This window comes from Mannheimia sp. (genome assembly GCF_056854775.1).
In genome coordinates this window covers 1-15,534 of sequence record NZ_JBXGGI010000018.1, presented here as the reverse complement: position 1 = coordinate 15,534, position 15,534 = coordinate 1, and the positions used below count along the sequence as shown (strand labels likewise).

The following is a 15,534-nucleotide window of genomic DNA, read 5'->3' as shown; positions in this document are numbered from 1 at the left end:
CGGTTTACGAATGAAATTGAAAGGGCTATTATTCAATTTCTAACTAAAAATTTCAACTCCCCTTTTATTATGATTTTTAAAAACGCCGCTCGCTCTTTTTTTCAGAAATTTATCTTATCCACATTACTTATTCCAAGCCTTGTACAAGCAGAAATTAATGCTGAAGAACTCATTCAAACCTTGCCAGCTGGCACTTCAGTGAGTTTTATTGCTAAAAACTTAGACACTAATCAGATTATCACTCAGCATCAAAGTGATGTTTTTATGCTACCGGCAAGCACTCAGAAAGTATTTACGGCATTAGCTGCAAAATTAACCTTAAGTGATGAATTTCGCTTTCAAACCGCTCTTTTAACGAATGGCACGGTTGAAAACGGCGTGTTAAAAGGTAACTTAATTGCCCGTTTTACCGGTGATCCGGAGCTTACAAGCGGTCAAATTTATCAATTAATTAGCAAATTAAAGCAACAAGGTATCAACAAAATTGAAGGGGATTTAATTTTAGATACGTCCGTTTTTGCCAGCCACGACAAAGCTTCCGGCTGGATTTGGAATGATTTAACAATGTGCTTTAACGCCCCACCGGCGGCGATTAATATTGATAGAAACTGCTTTTATGTTACGCTAAATGCCGATCAGCCAATAGGCGAATTTGCCAAAGTGGATGTGCCTTCTGCCTATCCTGTACAGGTATTTAGTGCTGCTTATGTTGTAGATAGCAAAGAAGCCCCTTTTTGCCAACTTGATGTGGTGGTTCACGATAACAATCGCTATCAAATTAAAGGCTGTATGGCTCGCCAATCCAAACCGTTTGGGTTAAGTTTCTCAGTGCAAGATCCTACCAACTATGGGGCAAATATCATCAATAAACATTTGAAAAGTCTAGGCATTGAGTTTAACGGACAGCTAAAAGAGCCTTTAACGCCACAAGCAGGCACAGTATTAGCCGAACACTATTCAGAGCCATTGCCTGTATTACTTAAAAAAATGATGAAAAAATCGGATAACCAAATTGCTGATGCCTTGTTTAGAACCGTTGCCAATAAACAACATAACCGTCCTGCTTCTTTTCAGTTAGGTAGTTATGTAATTCGCCAACTGTTAAAATCAAAAGCCAATATTGATTTTAAAAATAGTGTTGTTGCCGATGGTTCAGGGCTTTCCCGCCATAATCAAATAAGTAGCCAAACGATGTTAGAAACCCTTGAATATATCGCTCAAAATGAAGATACATTACATTTATTTGAAACCTTCCCGATTGCAGGCGTAGATGGCACTATTTCAGGTAGAGGTTCAATTTCCACCGAACCGCTGGCGAAAAATCTGATTGCCAAAACAGGGGCATTAAAGGGTGTTTATAACCTTGCCGGCTTTATGAAAAATGCACGCGGTGAGCGAATTGCCTTCGTGCAATTTATTAGTGGTTATTCTACAGGCGAGCTGGAAAGTAAAACGAAACGGGCTCCACTGAACACCTTTGAAAATCGATTTTATATGGCGTTGTTTAATGAATAAGGAAGACTATATTTATGGTTACTCATACTGTTATTGTTACCGATAGAGGGCGAGATAATATTACGGTTTACACGAAAGAACCTGCATTCTTTGTGATTGCAGATCGTACAGATTTTAATGCTCTCAAGCATTTAGAAGAGGCAAATAAGGCAGGCATTTATATCTTATTGGGCGAAAATAAACGATATATCGGGCAAGCTTCAGGTAAGATTTATGATCGTATCGCCAAGCATATTAAAGATGATAACAAAACTTGGTGGAATAAAATTATTTTCTTTGGTCGAGAAGATGGACATTTAGATAAATCACAAACTGATTATCTTGAAAAAATACTCATCAATGAATTTAAGAATACCGATTTAATTCTTGAAAATGGCACTATCGGCAACACCTCTTATATTGATAAAACCAGCAAAATCAAAGCCAAAAATGTATTTGATATTGTACAAGAGATTATGGAAGAAGTGGCTCATATCAATATTTTTGAGAGTGAATTGAACAATGAGGAGCTATTATCAGAAGAAACCCCACATTGTTGGATTGAACTTACCGATGGTACTAAAATTTCGGGGAGAAATTTTAGAGATAATCAAAAAAACTTCTTCAAGCATCTATTAAATTCTCATTATCGAGAGCTGGTCGAAAACTACATCAGAAACGGAAAACCGACCTTAGCACATTGTGTTGGTTCAGAGCCTTGCTACCGCCCAAATGGTATGGCATATACAACACAACTTGAAGACGGTATTTATCTCTATACACATTCATCAACGGCTCAACGCCGTAAATCAATTCAATCTTTTGCGGATAGTATCGGGCTAAAGATCACCTTCCATTGGGGGTAAATACAAGCGGTCGTAAATTTTTCATATTTTACGACCGCTTGTATCTTCATTAAGCAATTAAATCTCGATGGCTTCGCTGCATTTTGACATCAATATAGCTGCAGCTCGGCTTGATTTTTAATGCTTTTTCTTGGGCAAAAGCTATTAAGGCATTATAAAGCTCACCGGCAATCCCCTTGCCTTGAAAGGCTTCATCAACCCTTGTAGTGTAAGCGTCAATCACATTGTCTTTGATGTAGCGGTAACGCAATGTGCCGGCTTTTACTCCGCTTTCATCAATATACGCAAATTCAAAATTATCAAGATTGTGTTTAATCATAATTCCTCCGTTTTTTCAAACATTCTACGCTGTTTGAGGCTCACTGCAAGCGGTTATTTTCGTAAAAAACTTTGCAAATTCGACCGCTTGCAGATGAAAAAAGCAAACGTTTGCTTTATAATATCCGCCGTTTATTTCACATTTTAACACTCATTTTAAGGAACTTAGAAAAAATGGCAATTCAACAAGCGTTATTAAGTGTGTCTGATAAAAAAGGCATTGTCGAATTTGCACAAGGGCTTGCCGCTCGTGGTGTAAAATTACTTTCTACAGGTGGTACGGCAAAATTATTAGCAGAAGCCGGCTTAGCTGTAACGGAAGTATCTGACTACACAGGCTTCCCTGAAATGATGGACGGTCGTGTAAAAACCCTTCACCCGAAAGTACACGGTGGGATTTTAGGTCGCCGTGGTACTGATGATGAAATTATGAACCAACACGGCATTGAACGTATTGATATGGTGGTGGTGAATCTATATCCATTTGCAGCAACAGTGGCAAAGCCGAATTGTACGCTTGAAGATGCAGTGGAAAATATCGACATCGGTGGCCCGACAATGGTGCGTTCTGCAGCGAAAAACCATAAAGATGTAGCGATTGTCGTCAATAATAACGATTTTGATGCCATCCTTGCAGAAATGGATCAAAACCAAAACAGTTTGACCTTAGAAACCCGTTTCAACTTAGCAATCAAAGCCTTTGAGCATACCGCACAATACGATTCAATGATTGCTAACTACTTCGGGCAAAAAGTGCCGCCATATCAAGGGGCTGAGGAAGAAGATTTAACCCAAGTTTGCGGTCAATTCCCACGCACATTAAACTTGAATTTTGTGCGTAAACAAACTATGCGTTACGGTGAAAATGCTCACCAAAATGCGGCTTTCTATGTAGAAAATGAAGTAAAAGAAGCCTCTGTTTCCACCGCTAAACAGTTACAAGGTAAAGCTCTTTCTTACAACAACATCGCCGATACCGATGCGGCTCTTGAATGCGTAAAAGAATTTGCTGAACCGGCTTGTGTGATTGTGAAACACGCTAACCCTTGTGGTGTGGCATTAGGTAAAGATATTTTAGAAGCCTATAACCGTGCCTACCAAACCGACCCAACTTCTGCTTTCGGCGGTATTATTGCATTTAACCGTGAATTAGACGGTGAAACGGCACAAAACATCGCAGAGCGTCAATTTGTGGAAGTAATTATCGCCCCAACAATTTCCGAAGCGGCAAAAGAAGCGTTGGCGAAAAAGAAAAACGTGCGTGTGTTAGAGTGCGGTGAATTCAGCCAAGCAGAAAAACGTTTAGATTACAAACGTGTGAACGGCGGCTTATTGGTACAAGATGCGGATCAAGGCTCAGTTTCAATCGAAGATTTGCAAGTAGTGTCTGAACGCAAACCAACCGAAGCAGAATTAAAAGACTTATTATTCTGCTGGAAAGTGGCGAAATATGTGAAATCAAATGCGATTGTGTATGCGAAAGACGGTCAAACCATCGGTATTGGTGCAGGCCAAATGAGCCGTGTCTATTCAGCGAAAATTGCGGGCATTAAAGCAGAAGATGAAGGCTTACAAGTGGCAGGCTGCGTAATGGCATCGGATGCTTTCTTCCCATTCCGTGATGGTATTGATGCAGCGGCAAAAGTCGGCATTACTTGTGTTATCCACCCAGGCGGTTCAATGCGTGATCAAGAAGTAATTGATGCGGCAAACGAACACGGTATGGCGATGGTATTAACAGGAATGAGACATTTCCGTCATTAATATTTAGTTAAACTAAAAGGCTATCTTGTTAAAAGATAGCCTTTGCTTATTTAATCACAGGGTAAGACTTTAATCGCTAGACCGCCCGTTGAAGTTTCACGGTATTTTGCGTTCATATCCCGACCTGTTTCATACATCGTTTCGATCACTTTATCTAAACTCACTTGTGGCGAAGATGTACGGCGTAATGCCATTCGACTTGCATTAATCGCTTTGACCGAAGCTATCGCATTTCGCTCAATACAAGGTACTTGTACTTGTCCACCAACAGGGTCACAAGTTAAACCGAGATTATGTTCCATCGCAATTTCTGCCGCCATACAAACTTGTTCTGCACTACCGCCCATAATTTCAGTAAGCCCTGCTGCTGCCATTGAACAAGCTACCCCCACCTCGCCTTGACAACCTACTTCTGCCCCAGAAATCGATGCATTCATTTTGTAAAGAGAACCTATCACACTGGTTGTGAGTAAATAACGCTCAATTGTTTCTTGGTTAAGCTGGGCGATAAATTTCTGATAATAAGCTAATACCGCAGGCACAATTCCACAAGCACCATTAGTTGGGGCAGTTACCACTCGTCCGCCTGCTGCATTTTCCTCATTAACGGCAAGGGCAAACATATTGACCCAGTCGATAATTTGCATAGGATCTGTATTAAACTTACTGTTAGCCTCTAACATCCTACGTAATGAACAAGCTCGGCGAGCTACTTTAAGTGGACCGGGTAACAATCCTTCTGTATGTACACCCCGTTCAATACAGGCTTCCATTGTCTGCCAAATCATTGCGAGATAATCAGAAATTTCTTCTTTTGAGCGTAATGCTAACTCATTTTTCCACACAAGTGAGGAAATAGGTAATCCATTCTCTTTACAATGACGTAGCAAATCAGCCGCATTACGATAAGGAAAAGGCACAGAGACATCACTCTCCTTGACCTTTTCAAAATTTGCCTCATCAACAATAAATCCGCCACCAATTGAGTAATAGGTATTTTCAAATAAGATTTCTTCGCCACTTAAAGCCGTGAACTTCACGCCATTTTCGTGTAGCGGTAAGAAATCATTATGAAATGGCATATCCTCAAAAAAATCAAATTGAATCTGCTTAGGTTCATCACTGCTTTCTGCAACCACCAGTTGCTTATTTTGTTTTAAACTTTCAATGGTGTTATCAATACGCTCAATATCCACATTATGTGGCAAATAACCCATTAGCCCCATAATAATGGCGATATCGGTATTATGTCCACGCCCTGTTAAGGATAGCGAACCATAAACATCAACCTTCAAGCGGTCAATTTTTGCCAAAAATTTGCGACTTTGTAATTCATCAACAAATTCTTTTGCCGCTTTCATTGGTCCAACAGTGTGGGAACTGGAAGGTCCAATTCCCACTTTAAACATATCAAATACGCTAATCATAAATACGCATCCACAATAAAATCAAAAGTGTATTTTACTCGGATTAGAGTAATCCGTACACAATAGCTGAAATTGCAATACAGCCCATAACAAATACAAAAATTTGTCCAAATTCATTTTTAAAGCGAGCAAGGGCTGGCACTTTGTAAACTGCATACACCGGCATAATGAATAAAATCATCGCAATAATTGGACCACCTAAGCTCTCAATAAAACCTAAGATACTTGGGTTAATAGTTGCTACAATCCATAAAATGACTAAAAACGTAACAGCAGTAATTTTTCGGAATTTGTTCGGTTCAATCGGTGCTTCACGCATTTGATTCACCAAACCTTCTAATCCCTCGCGAGCTCCTAAATAATGCCCAAAGAATGAACTACCAATCGCTAAAAATGCCACTAATGGTCCGAAATAGGAAATAATCGGATTATCGAATTTATTTGCTAAGTAAGACAAAATCGAGATATTTTGTACTTTTGCTTCGGCTAATTCTGCTGGTGTTAGCGTAAGTACACAGCTAAACACAAAAAACATTACAAATAATACTAAGATAAATGCTGTAGAGCGTAGCACTTTAGCTGCTTCAGTTTCTGTTTTATGCTCATCTTGGTAATGTTTTTGTTGAGAGAGTGCAAATGAGGAAATCGCTGGTGAATGGTTGAAGGCAAACACTAAAACCGGAATGGTTAGCCAAAGTGTAGTTAAGAACTCGCTGGTGGTTGGCATTTGTTGTAACGCCGCAGTATTCCATTGTGGAATAAGATAAATAGATAAACCAAATAAAATTAGTACTAAAGGATATACTAACCAAGTTGTAATTTTTAGCATTACTTCTTCGTTAAGTAGCATAACCCCAATCATAGCTGCAATTAAAATAAAGGATAATACTGCTCTAGGTGGTGGCATTATATGGAGCTGATTTTCCATAAAAGAACTAACGGTATTTGTAATTCCAACACCATAAATCAGTAAAATTGGAAAAATAGCAAAGAAATAAAGTAGTGTAATCAATTTACCAGCTTGTTCACCAAAATGCTCTCGCACAACGGCAGTAATATCACTTCCTTTATATTTTGAAGAAAGCACAAAACGAGTTAAGCCACGATGTGCTAAATAAGTCATAGGACCAACTAATAATGTCATTACAACTAATGGGTAAAACCCTCCCATACCTGCATTGATAGGCAAAAATAGAACACCTGCTCCCACCGCAGTACCAAATAAATTAAGTACCCAAGTGAGAGAAAAACGTTGAGATGGCGTAGCCATAATATAATCTCCTTTTATAAAGTTAAAAAAACAGGGCTATACTAGCTCTATAAATAGGGAAAACAATGGCTTTTTATTCATTTTTTGATATAACCATCAAAAGCAGAAAAAATAGTTTTTTATATGGAGAATAATTAAGCAAGCAGGATAAAAATTTATCTAAATCAAGGAAGTCGGTGTTTTTATATTTTAGAATATACTATTTATCAAAATAAAAAAACCAGTTAATCAAATTAACTGGTTTTAATATATTTGCAAAAAATAATTAAATTAAGCCCGCTTGTTGTAACGCTTTTAATACTGTAGGTTGTGCTGATTCAGATAAGGTAGTTAATGGTAAGCGTAAGTTTGGCTCGCTGATTAAACCTAATTTATAAGTAGCCCATTTTACCGGAATCGGGTTAGATTCTACGAATAAATCGTGGTGCAAAGCCATTAAGCGGTTGTTGATTTCTTCTGCCTCATCAAATTTACCTGCTAAGGCTAACTCACACATTTTCGCCATATCTGCCGCAGCAACATTATTTGTTACGGAAATCACACCTTGACCGCCTTGCTTCATTGATTCAAAGCCTGTTGCATCATCACCACTTAAGAAAATAAAATCATCGCCGGCTAATTGTTTGATTAACGGTAAACGACTTAAATCTCCGGTGGCTTCTTTTACTGCTACGATGTTTTCAATTTTCGCTAAACGACCGATGGTTTCAGGTTTTAAATCACTCCCTGTGCGACCCGGCACATTGTAAAGGATTTGTGGAAGATCTGTACTCTCAGCAATCGCCTTATAGTGTAAATACATTCCTTCTTGGGTTGGCTTATTGTAATAAGGCACAACGCTCAAACAACCGGCTACACCGCTGTTTGCCAATAGTTTGGTCATTGTAATTGCTTCACTGGTCGCATTTGAGCCTGTACCTGCAATAACAGGAATGCGACCATCTGCAAATTCAACGGTCTTTTGAATTACTTTGACATTTTCATCAATGCTTAAAGTTGTAGACTCACCTGTTGTGCCCACCGAAACAATACCGTGAGAGCCGGCTTGAATGTGATACTCCACTAATTTTTTTAAATCTTGGAAATCCACTTCACCGTGAGTCATTGGGGTTACTAAAGCAACAATGCTGCCGTGAAATAAAGGGGTTGCCATAATCATCTCCTGCATTTTTTATTATGATAAATATACTTCTGCTAGATTGCAAAATTCAGCTTAAATATGCAAGCACTTTTTTCAATTATTTAAAATTAATCATAAAGGCTCTTATCATCTTCATTTGGTCGCGTTTTAAAACGGCGATGTAGCCACATATATTGCGTTGGTGCATTCATAATTTCACGCTCTACCACTTTATTCATTAAGATGGCAGTATCCACTTCATTTTGACTCTGGCTGAAATCAACCGGAGGACTAATTTTAATTGTATAACCCGAATAATCTTCATTACGCATTGGACTGAACGGAATGACCACCGCATTAGGTGCAGAACGAATCAGCATATAGCTGCCTGCCGTTGTACAAGTATCTTCTACTGCAAAAAAAGGCACAAAAACACTATTTCTTCTACCATAATCGTGATCTGGTGCATACCAAATCATCTCGCCATTTTTCAATGCTCTAATCATCCCTCGAACATCTTTGCGATCAAGCATTGCTTTATTAGAACGGATTCTACCTCGAAACTGTATCCAATCTAATAACGGATTATCATTTGGGCGATAAACACCAATACCTTGATGATGCAAGCCAATAATCCTTGCACCAAGTTCTAAGGTTAAGAAATGTACGCCAACTAACAATACACCTTGATTGTTACCGGCACGTTGTTTTAAATATTCCCCACCTTCCACTTTTGACCATTTCAGAATGCGAGCATCAGACCAGAACCACGCCATACCGGTTTCGATAATCGCCATTCCCACCGACTTCATATTTTCTTGCACTAATTCTTCAACTTGCTCGGCAGAATAATGGGGGAAACAGAGTTCTAAATTACGGCGGGCAATTCTCATACGGCGTTTTCCAAAGCCTAACTTGGTAAATAAATTCCCTAAACCTAAACCGATTTTAACTAAAATAGGATAAGGCAAGCAGAGGATTAATTTAAAAATACCTAATCCAAGCCATAATCCCCAATATTTTGGATGTAAAAATTGTTTTTGAAACGGAGGTAGCTGTTTTTTCTCGCTCATCATCAAATCTCAGTTGTCTATTTATTAGCGATATTATAGCCAAAAATAGTTAAAAATGTTAAGTAGATCAAATTTTTAGAAATTTATTCCATTTTTCACTTGAATTTTTGGAGTGAACCGCATATTTTGATTACAAGATATCAACGGCAAAAAGCCTTAACTAAACAAGAGGAAAATGTTATGTCACTAAATATTTCAAGCAAACAAATGGACATTACCCCTGCAATCCGTACTCATATTGAGGAGCGTTTAGCTAAGTTAGAAAAATATCATACCCAGCTGATAAATCCACATTTTATGTTGATCAAGCAGCCGAATACCTTCCAAGTAGAAGCTACAATCGGTACACCTTTAGGCGACTTGGTTGCAAAATCAGAACACGAAGATTTATATAATGCTATTTTCGATGTGAAGAAAAAATTAGAAGGGCAATTAATTAAACTGAAAGAAAAACACGAACATTAATTTTCTTGATATTTTAAGGGCTAAATGAAAAATCATTTAGCCCTATTTTTTACTTTTTACAAGCGGTTCAATTTCTCTCATTTTTTGCAAAAAATCAGATAAATCTGACCGCTTATGTTATTTCACACGAAAGACTTTAACGTTGTTATAGCCGTTTTCTTTTAAGTAAAGTGCTTGCAGTTTACTCATCACACCACGCTGACAGTAAAGTAGGTAATTTTTGCTTTGATCTAACATCGCGAACTGGCTGGAGAGTTTATAAAATGGGAGTTCTTTGACTTCCACCCCTTCTAGGCTAAACGGTTTTTCATCCACTTCTTCAGGGCTACGGATATCTAAAATCACATCATTTTCGCTTAATTCTGTGGTTGTTTCTACCGATACTACTTCTTTCTCAGTTTGCTCGGCAATATCTCGGATATCTAAATAGCTCGCATTTTGCACCGCTTGCTCAAGGATCTCAAAGTTGAAGTTGCCTTCTTCCTCGATGATTTTGCTTTCAATCGCTTTTACCGTTGGATTTTTAGAAATCACACCACAAAATTCCGGCATTGATTTAGCGATGTCGTCCGTCCCGATCTCTTTCGCCATTGCAATGATCTGTTCTTTGTCGTGTGTGATAAGCGGACGTAAAACTAAAGTATCAGACGCTTTATCAATCAAACGTAAATTCGTAAGAGTTTGGCTCGAAACCTGCCCTAACGCTTCACCGGTAACGATAGCTTGAATATCGAAACGCTCGGCAATTTTGCTTGCCGCTCGAACCATCATACGCTTTAACACCACGCCCATTTGACCGTTATCGACTTTTTCTAAAATCTCGCCAACCACATTTTCAAAGTTAATCGCCACAAAGCGAACTTTGTGAGAAGTGCTGTAACGACTCCAAATGTGGTAAGCCATCTGTTTTACACCGATTTCGTGTGCCGCACCACCTAAATTGAAGAAACAGTAATGCACTCGAGAACCACGACGAATTAACATATAGCTCGATACGCCCGAATCAAAACCGCCAGAGATTAACGAAAGTACATCTTCTTGTGTACCAATTGGATAGCCACCTAAGCCTTCGTGGCGAGCTTTAATCAACAACATTTTGTCGTATTCAATATCAATACGTACCGTTACGTCAGGATCTTTTAATTTCACTTTGGCACTTTCAATACGTTGATTTAAACCACCGCCAACATAGCGTTCCACATCCAGCGAGCGGAAATCGTGCTTGCCTTTACGGCGAACACGCACGCTGAAGGTTTTGCCTTCTAACTCATCTTTTACTGCCGTATAAGTTTGCTCAAAAATATCGTGCATATCGGTGAAAGGGCTTTCTTCTACCTCTAAAATATGGTGAATGCCGGGCGTGCGTTTTAATAAATCTAAGACGATAGGGGCTTCTTCCGCCACTTTGGCACGCACTTCAATAAAATCCCAATTACGCACCACGGATACATTTTCCGTTTCTTTTAAAAGCACGTTGCGGATATTGGAGGTTAAAATTTTGATAAAGCGTTTACGCACTGAATCGCTTTTAATCATAATTTCAGGGAAAAGTTTGATAATAAATTTCATATAAAGTTAGTTTGTTCTCAAAAATGTGGGCTATTTTAGCTTTTTCTGGCTCAAAAGCCTAGAAATTCACAAAGAAAAATCCCCAATCCGAAAGAAGATTGAGGATTTGCAAAAAATGTCGGTTTTTAGACCGCTTGTAAATGGTTTTCGTAAGCCTGTAGAGTATTTTGCATTAGCATCGCCACTGTCATTGGACCAACGCCGCCCGGTACTGGAGTAACAAAGCTCGCTTTTTGCGAGGCAATGCTATATTCCACATCACCTTTTAATTTGCCGTCTGCCACACGATTAATGCCCACATCAATCACAATCGCCCCTTCTTTAATCCAATCACCTGGAATAAATTCAGGCTTACCTACCGCAACAACGAGAATATCTGCTTGGCGAACGTGGCTTTCTAAATCTTTAGTAAAGCGATGCGTAACTGTAACTGTACAACCGGCAAGCAACAATTCTAGTGCCATTGGGCGACCTACAATATTAGAAGCCCCAACAATCACAGCGTGCTGACCGTGTAAATCCACACCCGTAGTTTCAAGTAATTTCATCACGCCGTAAGGGGTGCAAGAACGTAAGGTCGGAATACGCTGAGCTAAACGCCCTACATTATAAGGGTGGAAACCGTCTACATCTTTATGCGGTGCGATTGCTTCAATGACTTTGGTTGAATCAATCTGCTTTGGCAAAGGTAATTGAACCAAAATGCCGTCCACGCACTCATCTTGATTAAGCTCTTCGATAAGTGAAAGTAATTCTGCTTCTGTTGTTTCTGCTGATAAATCGTAAGATTTCGATTCAATTCCAATTTCCCCACAACTTTTACGCTTGCTCCCGACATAAACTTGCGAGGCAGGATCAGCCCCGACTAAAATGACTGCAAGCCCCGGTTTACGTTTACCTTGCTGAACATATTGAGCGATTTTTTCACTAATTCCTTTTTTAATTTTTGAGGCAATTTCACTCCCCGAAATAATCTGTGCAGTCATTTTTATCTCCCGAAACATTAATTGGCGAAAACGTTTGCTATTCTCTCAAAAAATTTACTTTTTGATAAGCTAATTTTAAATAGCGGATAAAGTTCAATCACTTAAACAAACTTTAACAAAAAAAGATTGACTGTTAAATAAAGAATCTTATAATCATTCCATCATTTGTCGGCGAGTAGCGCAGCTTGGTAGCGCAACTGGTTTGGGACCAGTGGGTCGTAGGTTCAAATCCTATCTCGCCGACCACTTCTTTTTTATAAATCTCTGCGCCCTTAGCTCAGCTGGATAGAGCAACGCCCTTCTAAGGCGTGGGTCAAAGGTTCGAATCCTTTAGGGCGTGCCATTTAGTTCTATATCTAAAAACAATTTTATACTTATAGTAAACTAAATACTTTTAATATTTCATCAAAAATATAATTCTCAGCGTTGGAATAATTACTTTTCTTCAAACGGCATAGTGTTACCCGCCATAAGACAGGATCTTCAATTTTAACACTAACCAAATGTGGATCTTGATAATATTCCCCTGTTGCCAATGGAAGAATAGTTAAAATATCGGAATTAGATTTTGCCGTATAATATAGAAAATCCCAAGATGCCGATTCATAAACAATATCTGGGTGAATATTATATCTTTCAAAAGACTCCTTTAGGTGCTGATAAATCATAAAGGTTTTATCAAAAGTAACTATTTTCTCTTTATGCAGATCTTGCCAAGTAACACTTTTTTTCTGTGCTAAATGATGATTTGGGGAACAAAAGACGGACAATTCCGAGCGATAAATCTCAAAGGATTCAATAATTTTAGATGAAATATGCTCTGGGTATAGTAAAGTCGCAAAATTCACATTCCCCAATAATAATTCACTTTTTAATGAATACGCCCCCAACTCTTTTACCTCAAACTCAATTTGAGGGTTATTTAAAATCAGTTCCGGCAAAATTTTAGGAAAAATGATAGAAAGAATTAAAGGCGGAATACCAATGGAGATTTTCCCTGTAATTTCTTGCTTTTTCTTATGCAGATTTCGATTCATCTGGTGATATTTTTCAAGCAATTCCTTCGCATCTCGGTAATAGTTCTCACCAACATAGGTTAAACCACTGATTTTGCCATTTGCCCTTGTAAATAACGCAACATTTTCCTGATGTTCAAATTCATTGATCATCATACTTAAAGCGGGCTGAGAAATATAAAGATTTTGTGACGTCCGACTTAAATTGAAACCGTTCTCTACAATTCCAATAAAATAGCGTAAATGTTTGATATCCATTATTTCTCCCAACCAATCTCTATCTAGCAATTTTAGCAATCACTAAACACTCAAATCAAACTATAAAATTAATTTATAGATAAGTAAAAAAACTGTATTTTAAATTAACAAAACAAGCCACTACACTCTCTATCTAAAAGTAAGGTAGAAAGCATTCCAATTTAGGCTTTATGGGCATAATCTGTCGATTTACTTAAAGGTTATTGACCAACTTGCTCTTTTATCTGTAATCAATTTTTAACCTTATTTATAAATTCATTTTATCTTATAGGAGAGTGTTATGTCTAAATGTATTTCAATAGATAAGATCCGAACCCATTTCTTTGATGGTATGACCATAATGTCAGGTGGATTTATGGGGTGCGGGGCTCCCGAAATCATTATTAAAGAAATTTTAGATTTAGGAATTAAGGACATTACTCTGATTAGTAGCGATACAGCAATGATCGATACTGGAGTAGGTCCTTTAATTTTTAATGGGAGAGTGAAAAAACTCTACGCTTCACATATCGGTACAAACCCTGAAACCGGTAAACGTATGATTGCAGGTGAGATCGATATTGAGCTTTGCCCACAAGGTACGCTTGCAGAACGTATTCGTGCAGGTGGCGCAGGCTTAGGTGGTTTCTTAACGCCAACCGGTGTTGGCACAGTGGTAGAAGAAGGCAAACAAAAAATCACTATAGATGGTGTTGAATACTTACTTGAGCTACCACTAAAAGCTGATGTAGCCATTATTAAAGCAGATATAGCCGATGAAAGTGGCAACTTAGTTTTTGCGGGGGCTGCTCGCAACTTTAACCCAATGATGGCATTAGCTGCAAAAACCGTGATCGTGCAAGCCACAAAAATCGTGAAAGTAGGTGAAATTGATCCGAATTTAGTAATGACCCCTGCGGCGGTTGTGGACTACATCGTACAAGGATAATGGAAGGAGAATAACAATGAATGCTAAAGAAATTATTGCCCGTCGTATTGCCCTAGAGTTTAAAAACGGAGATATCGTTAATCTTGGTATTGGTTTACCCACTATGGTAGCGAACTACGTGCCAAGTGATATTTCCATCACTCTGCAATCTGAGAATGGCTTTTTGGGCTTGGCTGCCTTTGATCCTGAAAATCCTGATGAAAACATCGTCAATGCTGGTGGTCAACCTTGTTCAATCCAAGCCGGTGGTATGTTCTTTGATAGTAGTTACTCATTCGCTCTCATCCGTGGTGGTCATGTCGATGCTTGCGTATTGGGTGGTTTAGAAGTCGATCAAGAGGCAAACCTAGCCAACTGGATGGTACCGGGGAAAATGGTTCCTGGAATGGGGGGAGCGATGGATTTAGTAACCGGAGCTCGTCGGGTCATTATTGGAATGGAACATTGTGCTAAAACCGGTGCTTCAAAAATCTTGAAAAAATGCACGCTACCTTTAACCGCACGTAATAAAGTCCATCTAGTGGTTACCGAACTTGCGGTATTTGAATTTATCGACGGTAAATTAACTCTAACTGAAATTGCCGAAGGCTGTGATTTAGAGACTGTTAAAGCTAAAACCGAAGCAGAATTTATTATTTCTCCAAACTTAAAAACAATGCCACTCGCAGGCTTATAAAGTAGCAAGCGGTCAATTTTAGTAAAAAATTTGCAAAAACAGACCGCTTTTAAATGAGATTTATCCTAATAAAAGGAAAGATATAGTATGAAAAATGTCGTTATTGCAAGTGCGGTACGTACCGCTATCGGTAGTTTTGGTGGTTCTTTAGCCGGTGTATCCGCAGTTGAGCTGGGTACAAGTGTCATTAAGTCAGCGATTGAAAAATCAGGTATTGATATTGGTATCGTTGATGAAGTGATTATGGGTAATGTTTTGCAAGCAGGTCTTGGACAAAATCCTGCTCGTCAAGCGTTATTACGAG

At 38.6% G+C, this 15,534-nt stretch carries 15 protein-coding genes and 2 tRNA genes; 9 read left to right on the top strand and 8 right to left on the bottom strand.

Annotated features, from left to right (window positions below; translation table 11 throughout):
- Positions 1-69: 69 nt before the first annotated feature.
- Together dacB and ACJHV0_RS01540 are read left to right on the top strand one after the other, a co-directional pair.
- A complete protein-coding gene (gene dacB, locus ACJHV0_RS01545; protein WP_483133182.1) occupies positions 70-1,515 on the top strand; it encodes a serine-type D-Ala-D-Ala carboxypeptidase in 1,446 nt (481 codons plus the stop codon).
- A 14-nt stretch (positions 1,516-1,529) separates the two neighbouring features.
- Positions 1,530-2,360 carry a GIY-YIG nuclease family protein gene (locus ACJHV0_RS01540; RefSeq protein WP_483133181.1) on the top strand — a complete coding sequence of 277 codons (831 nt, stop codon included), beginning with the start codon at positions 1,530-1,532 and terminating at the stop codon, positions 2,358-2,360.
- Positions 2,361-2,409: 49 nt separating this feature from the next.
- On the opposite strand, the gene ACJHV0_RS01535 is transcribed toward ACJHV0_RS01540, so the two are convergent.
- On the bottom strand, positions 2,410-2,679 hold the full coding sequence (locus ACJHV0_RS01535; RefSeq protein WP_025342767.1) for a GNAT family N-acetyltransferase: 270 nt from the start codon (positions 2,677-2,679) through the stop codon (positions 2,410-2,412).
- Positions 2,680-2,852: 173 nt separating this feature from the next.
- Between ACJHV0_RS01535 and purH the strand changes: the two genes are divergently transcribed.
- Positions 2,853-4,442, top strand: a complete 1,590-nt coding sequence (gene purH / locus ACJHV0_RS01530; protein ID WP_483133180.1) for a bifunctional phosphoribosylaminoimidazolecarboxamide formyltransferase/IMP cyclohydrolase — start codon at positions 2,853-2,855, stop codon at positions 4,440-4,442.
- 50 nt (positions 4,443-4,492) lie between these two features.
- Here the strand turns inward: purH and ACJHV0_RS01525 are convergent, their stop codons facing one another.
- The 4 genes from ACJHV0_RS01525 to ACJHV0_RS01510 form a co-directional block, all read right to left on the bottom strand.
- The gene (locus tag ACJHV0_RS01525) at positions 4,493-5,869 is read right to left on the bottom strand and encodes an L-serine ammonia-lyase (RefSeq protein WP_025235731.1); all 1,377 of its coding nucleotides are present in this window, start codon (positions 5,867-5,869) and stop codon (positions 4,493-4,495) included.
- Between the two features lie 43 nt (positions 5,870-5,912).
- A complete protein-coding gene (locus ACJHV0_RS01520; protein ID WP_483133179.1) occupies positions 5,913-7,139 on the bottom strand; it encodes a serine/threonine transporter in 1,227 nt (408 codons plus the stop codon).
- A gap of 265 nt (positions 7,140-7,404) precedes the next feature.
- On the bottom strand, positions 7,405-8,298 hold the full coding sequence (gene dapA / locus ACJHV0_RS01515; protein ID WP_483133178.1) for a 4-hydroxy-tetrahydrodipicolinate synthase: 894 nt from the start codon (positions 8,296-8,298) through the stop codon (positions 7,405-7,407).
- An 89-nt stretch (positions 8,299-8,387) separates the two neighbouring features.
- Positions 8,388-9,332, bottom strand: coding sequence for a Kdo(2)-lipid IV(A) acyltransferase (locus ACJHV0_RS01510; protein WP_334233045.1), 945 nt, complete (start codon positions 9,330-9,332; stop codon positions 8,388-8,390).
- A 180-nt stretch (positions 9,333-9,512) separates the two neighbouring features.
- On the opposite strand from ACJHV0_RS01510, the gene hpf reads away from it, so the two are divergent.
- The gene (gene hpf / locus ACJHV0_RS01505) at positions 9,513-9,797 is read left to right on the top strand and encodes a ribosome hibernation-promoting factor, HPF/YfiA family (protein WP_188155999.1); all 285 of its coding nucleotides are present in this window, start codon (positions 9,513-9,515) and stop codon (positions 9,795-9,797) included.
- 117 nt (positions 9,798-9,914) lie between these two features.
- Here hpf and thiI read toward each other — a convergent pair whose 3' ends face one another.
- Positions 9,915-11,366, bottom strand: coding sequence for a tRNA uracil 4-sulfurtransferase ThiI (thiI, locus tag ACJHV0_RS01500; protein ID WP_483133177.1), 1,452 nt, complete (start codon positions 11,364-11,366; stop codon positions 9,915-9,917).
- A 125-nt stretch (positions 11,367-11,491) separates the two neighbouring features.
- Complete coding sequence (gene folD / locus ACJHV0_RS01495; RefSeq protein WP_483133176.1) at positions 11,492-12,352, bottom strand: bifunctional methylenetetrahydrofolate dehydrogenase/methenyltetrahydrofolate cyclohydrolase FolD; 861 nt, start codon at positions 12,350-12,352, stop codon at positions 11,492-11,494.
- A 169-nt stretch (positions 12,353-12,521) separates the two neighbouring features.
- Here folD and ACJHV0_RS01490 point away from each other — a divergent pair.
- Together ACJHV0_RS01490 and ACJHV0_RS01485 are read left to right on the top strand one after the other, a co-directional pair.
- Positions 12,522-12,598: transfer RNA gene (locus ACJHV0_RS01490), tRNA-Pro, on the top strand.
- A gap of 20 nt (positions 12,599-12,618) precedes the next feature.
- Positions 12,619-12,695, top strand: a tRNA-Arg gene (locus ACJHV0_RS01485).
- Between the two features lie 31 nt (positions 12,696-12,726).
- Here the strand turns inward: ACJHV0_RS01485 and ACJHV0_RS01480 are convergent.
- Positions 12,727-13,626 carry a LysR family transcriptional regulator gene (locus tag ACJHV0_RS01480; protein ID WP_025235677.1) on the bottom strand — a complete coding sequence of 300 codons (900 nt, stop codon included), beginning with the start codon at positions 13,624-13,626 and terminating at the stop codon, positions 12,727-12,729.
- Positions 13,627-13,906: 280 nt separating this feature from the next.
- Between ACJHV0_RS01480 and atoD the strand changes: the two genes are divergently transcribed.
- The 3 genes from atoD to ACJHV0_RS01465 form a co-directional block, all read left to right on the top strand.
- Positions 13,907-14,554 carry an acetate CoA-transferase subunit alpha gene (atoD, locus tag ACJHV0_RS01475; RefSeq protein ID WP_483133175.1) on the top strand — a complete coding sequence of 216 codons (648 nt, stop codon included), beginning with the start codon at positions 13,907-13,909 and terminating at the stop codon, positions 14,552-14,554.
- Positions 14,555-14,570: 16 nt separating this feature from the next.
- Positions 14,571-15,230: a 3-oxoacid CoA-transferase subunit B gene (locus tag ACJHV0_RS01470; RefSeq protein WP_483133174.1), complete on the top strand. Its 660-nt coding sequence runs from the start codon at positions 14,571-14,573 to the stop codon at positions 15,228-15,230.
- A gap of 87 nt (positions 15,231-15,317) precedes the next feature.
- A partial coding sequence (locus ACJHV0_RS01465) for a thiolase family protein (protein WP_483133173.1) occupies positions 15,318-15,534 on the top strand: 217 nt, incomplete at its 3' end.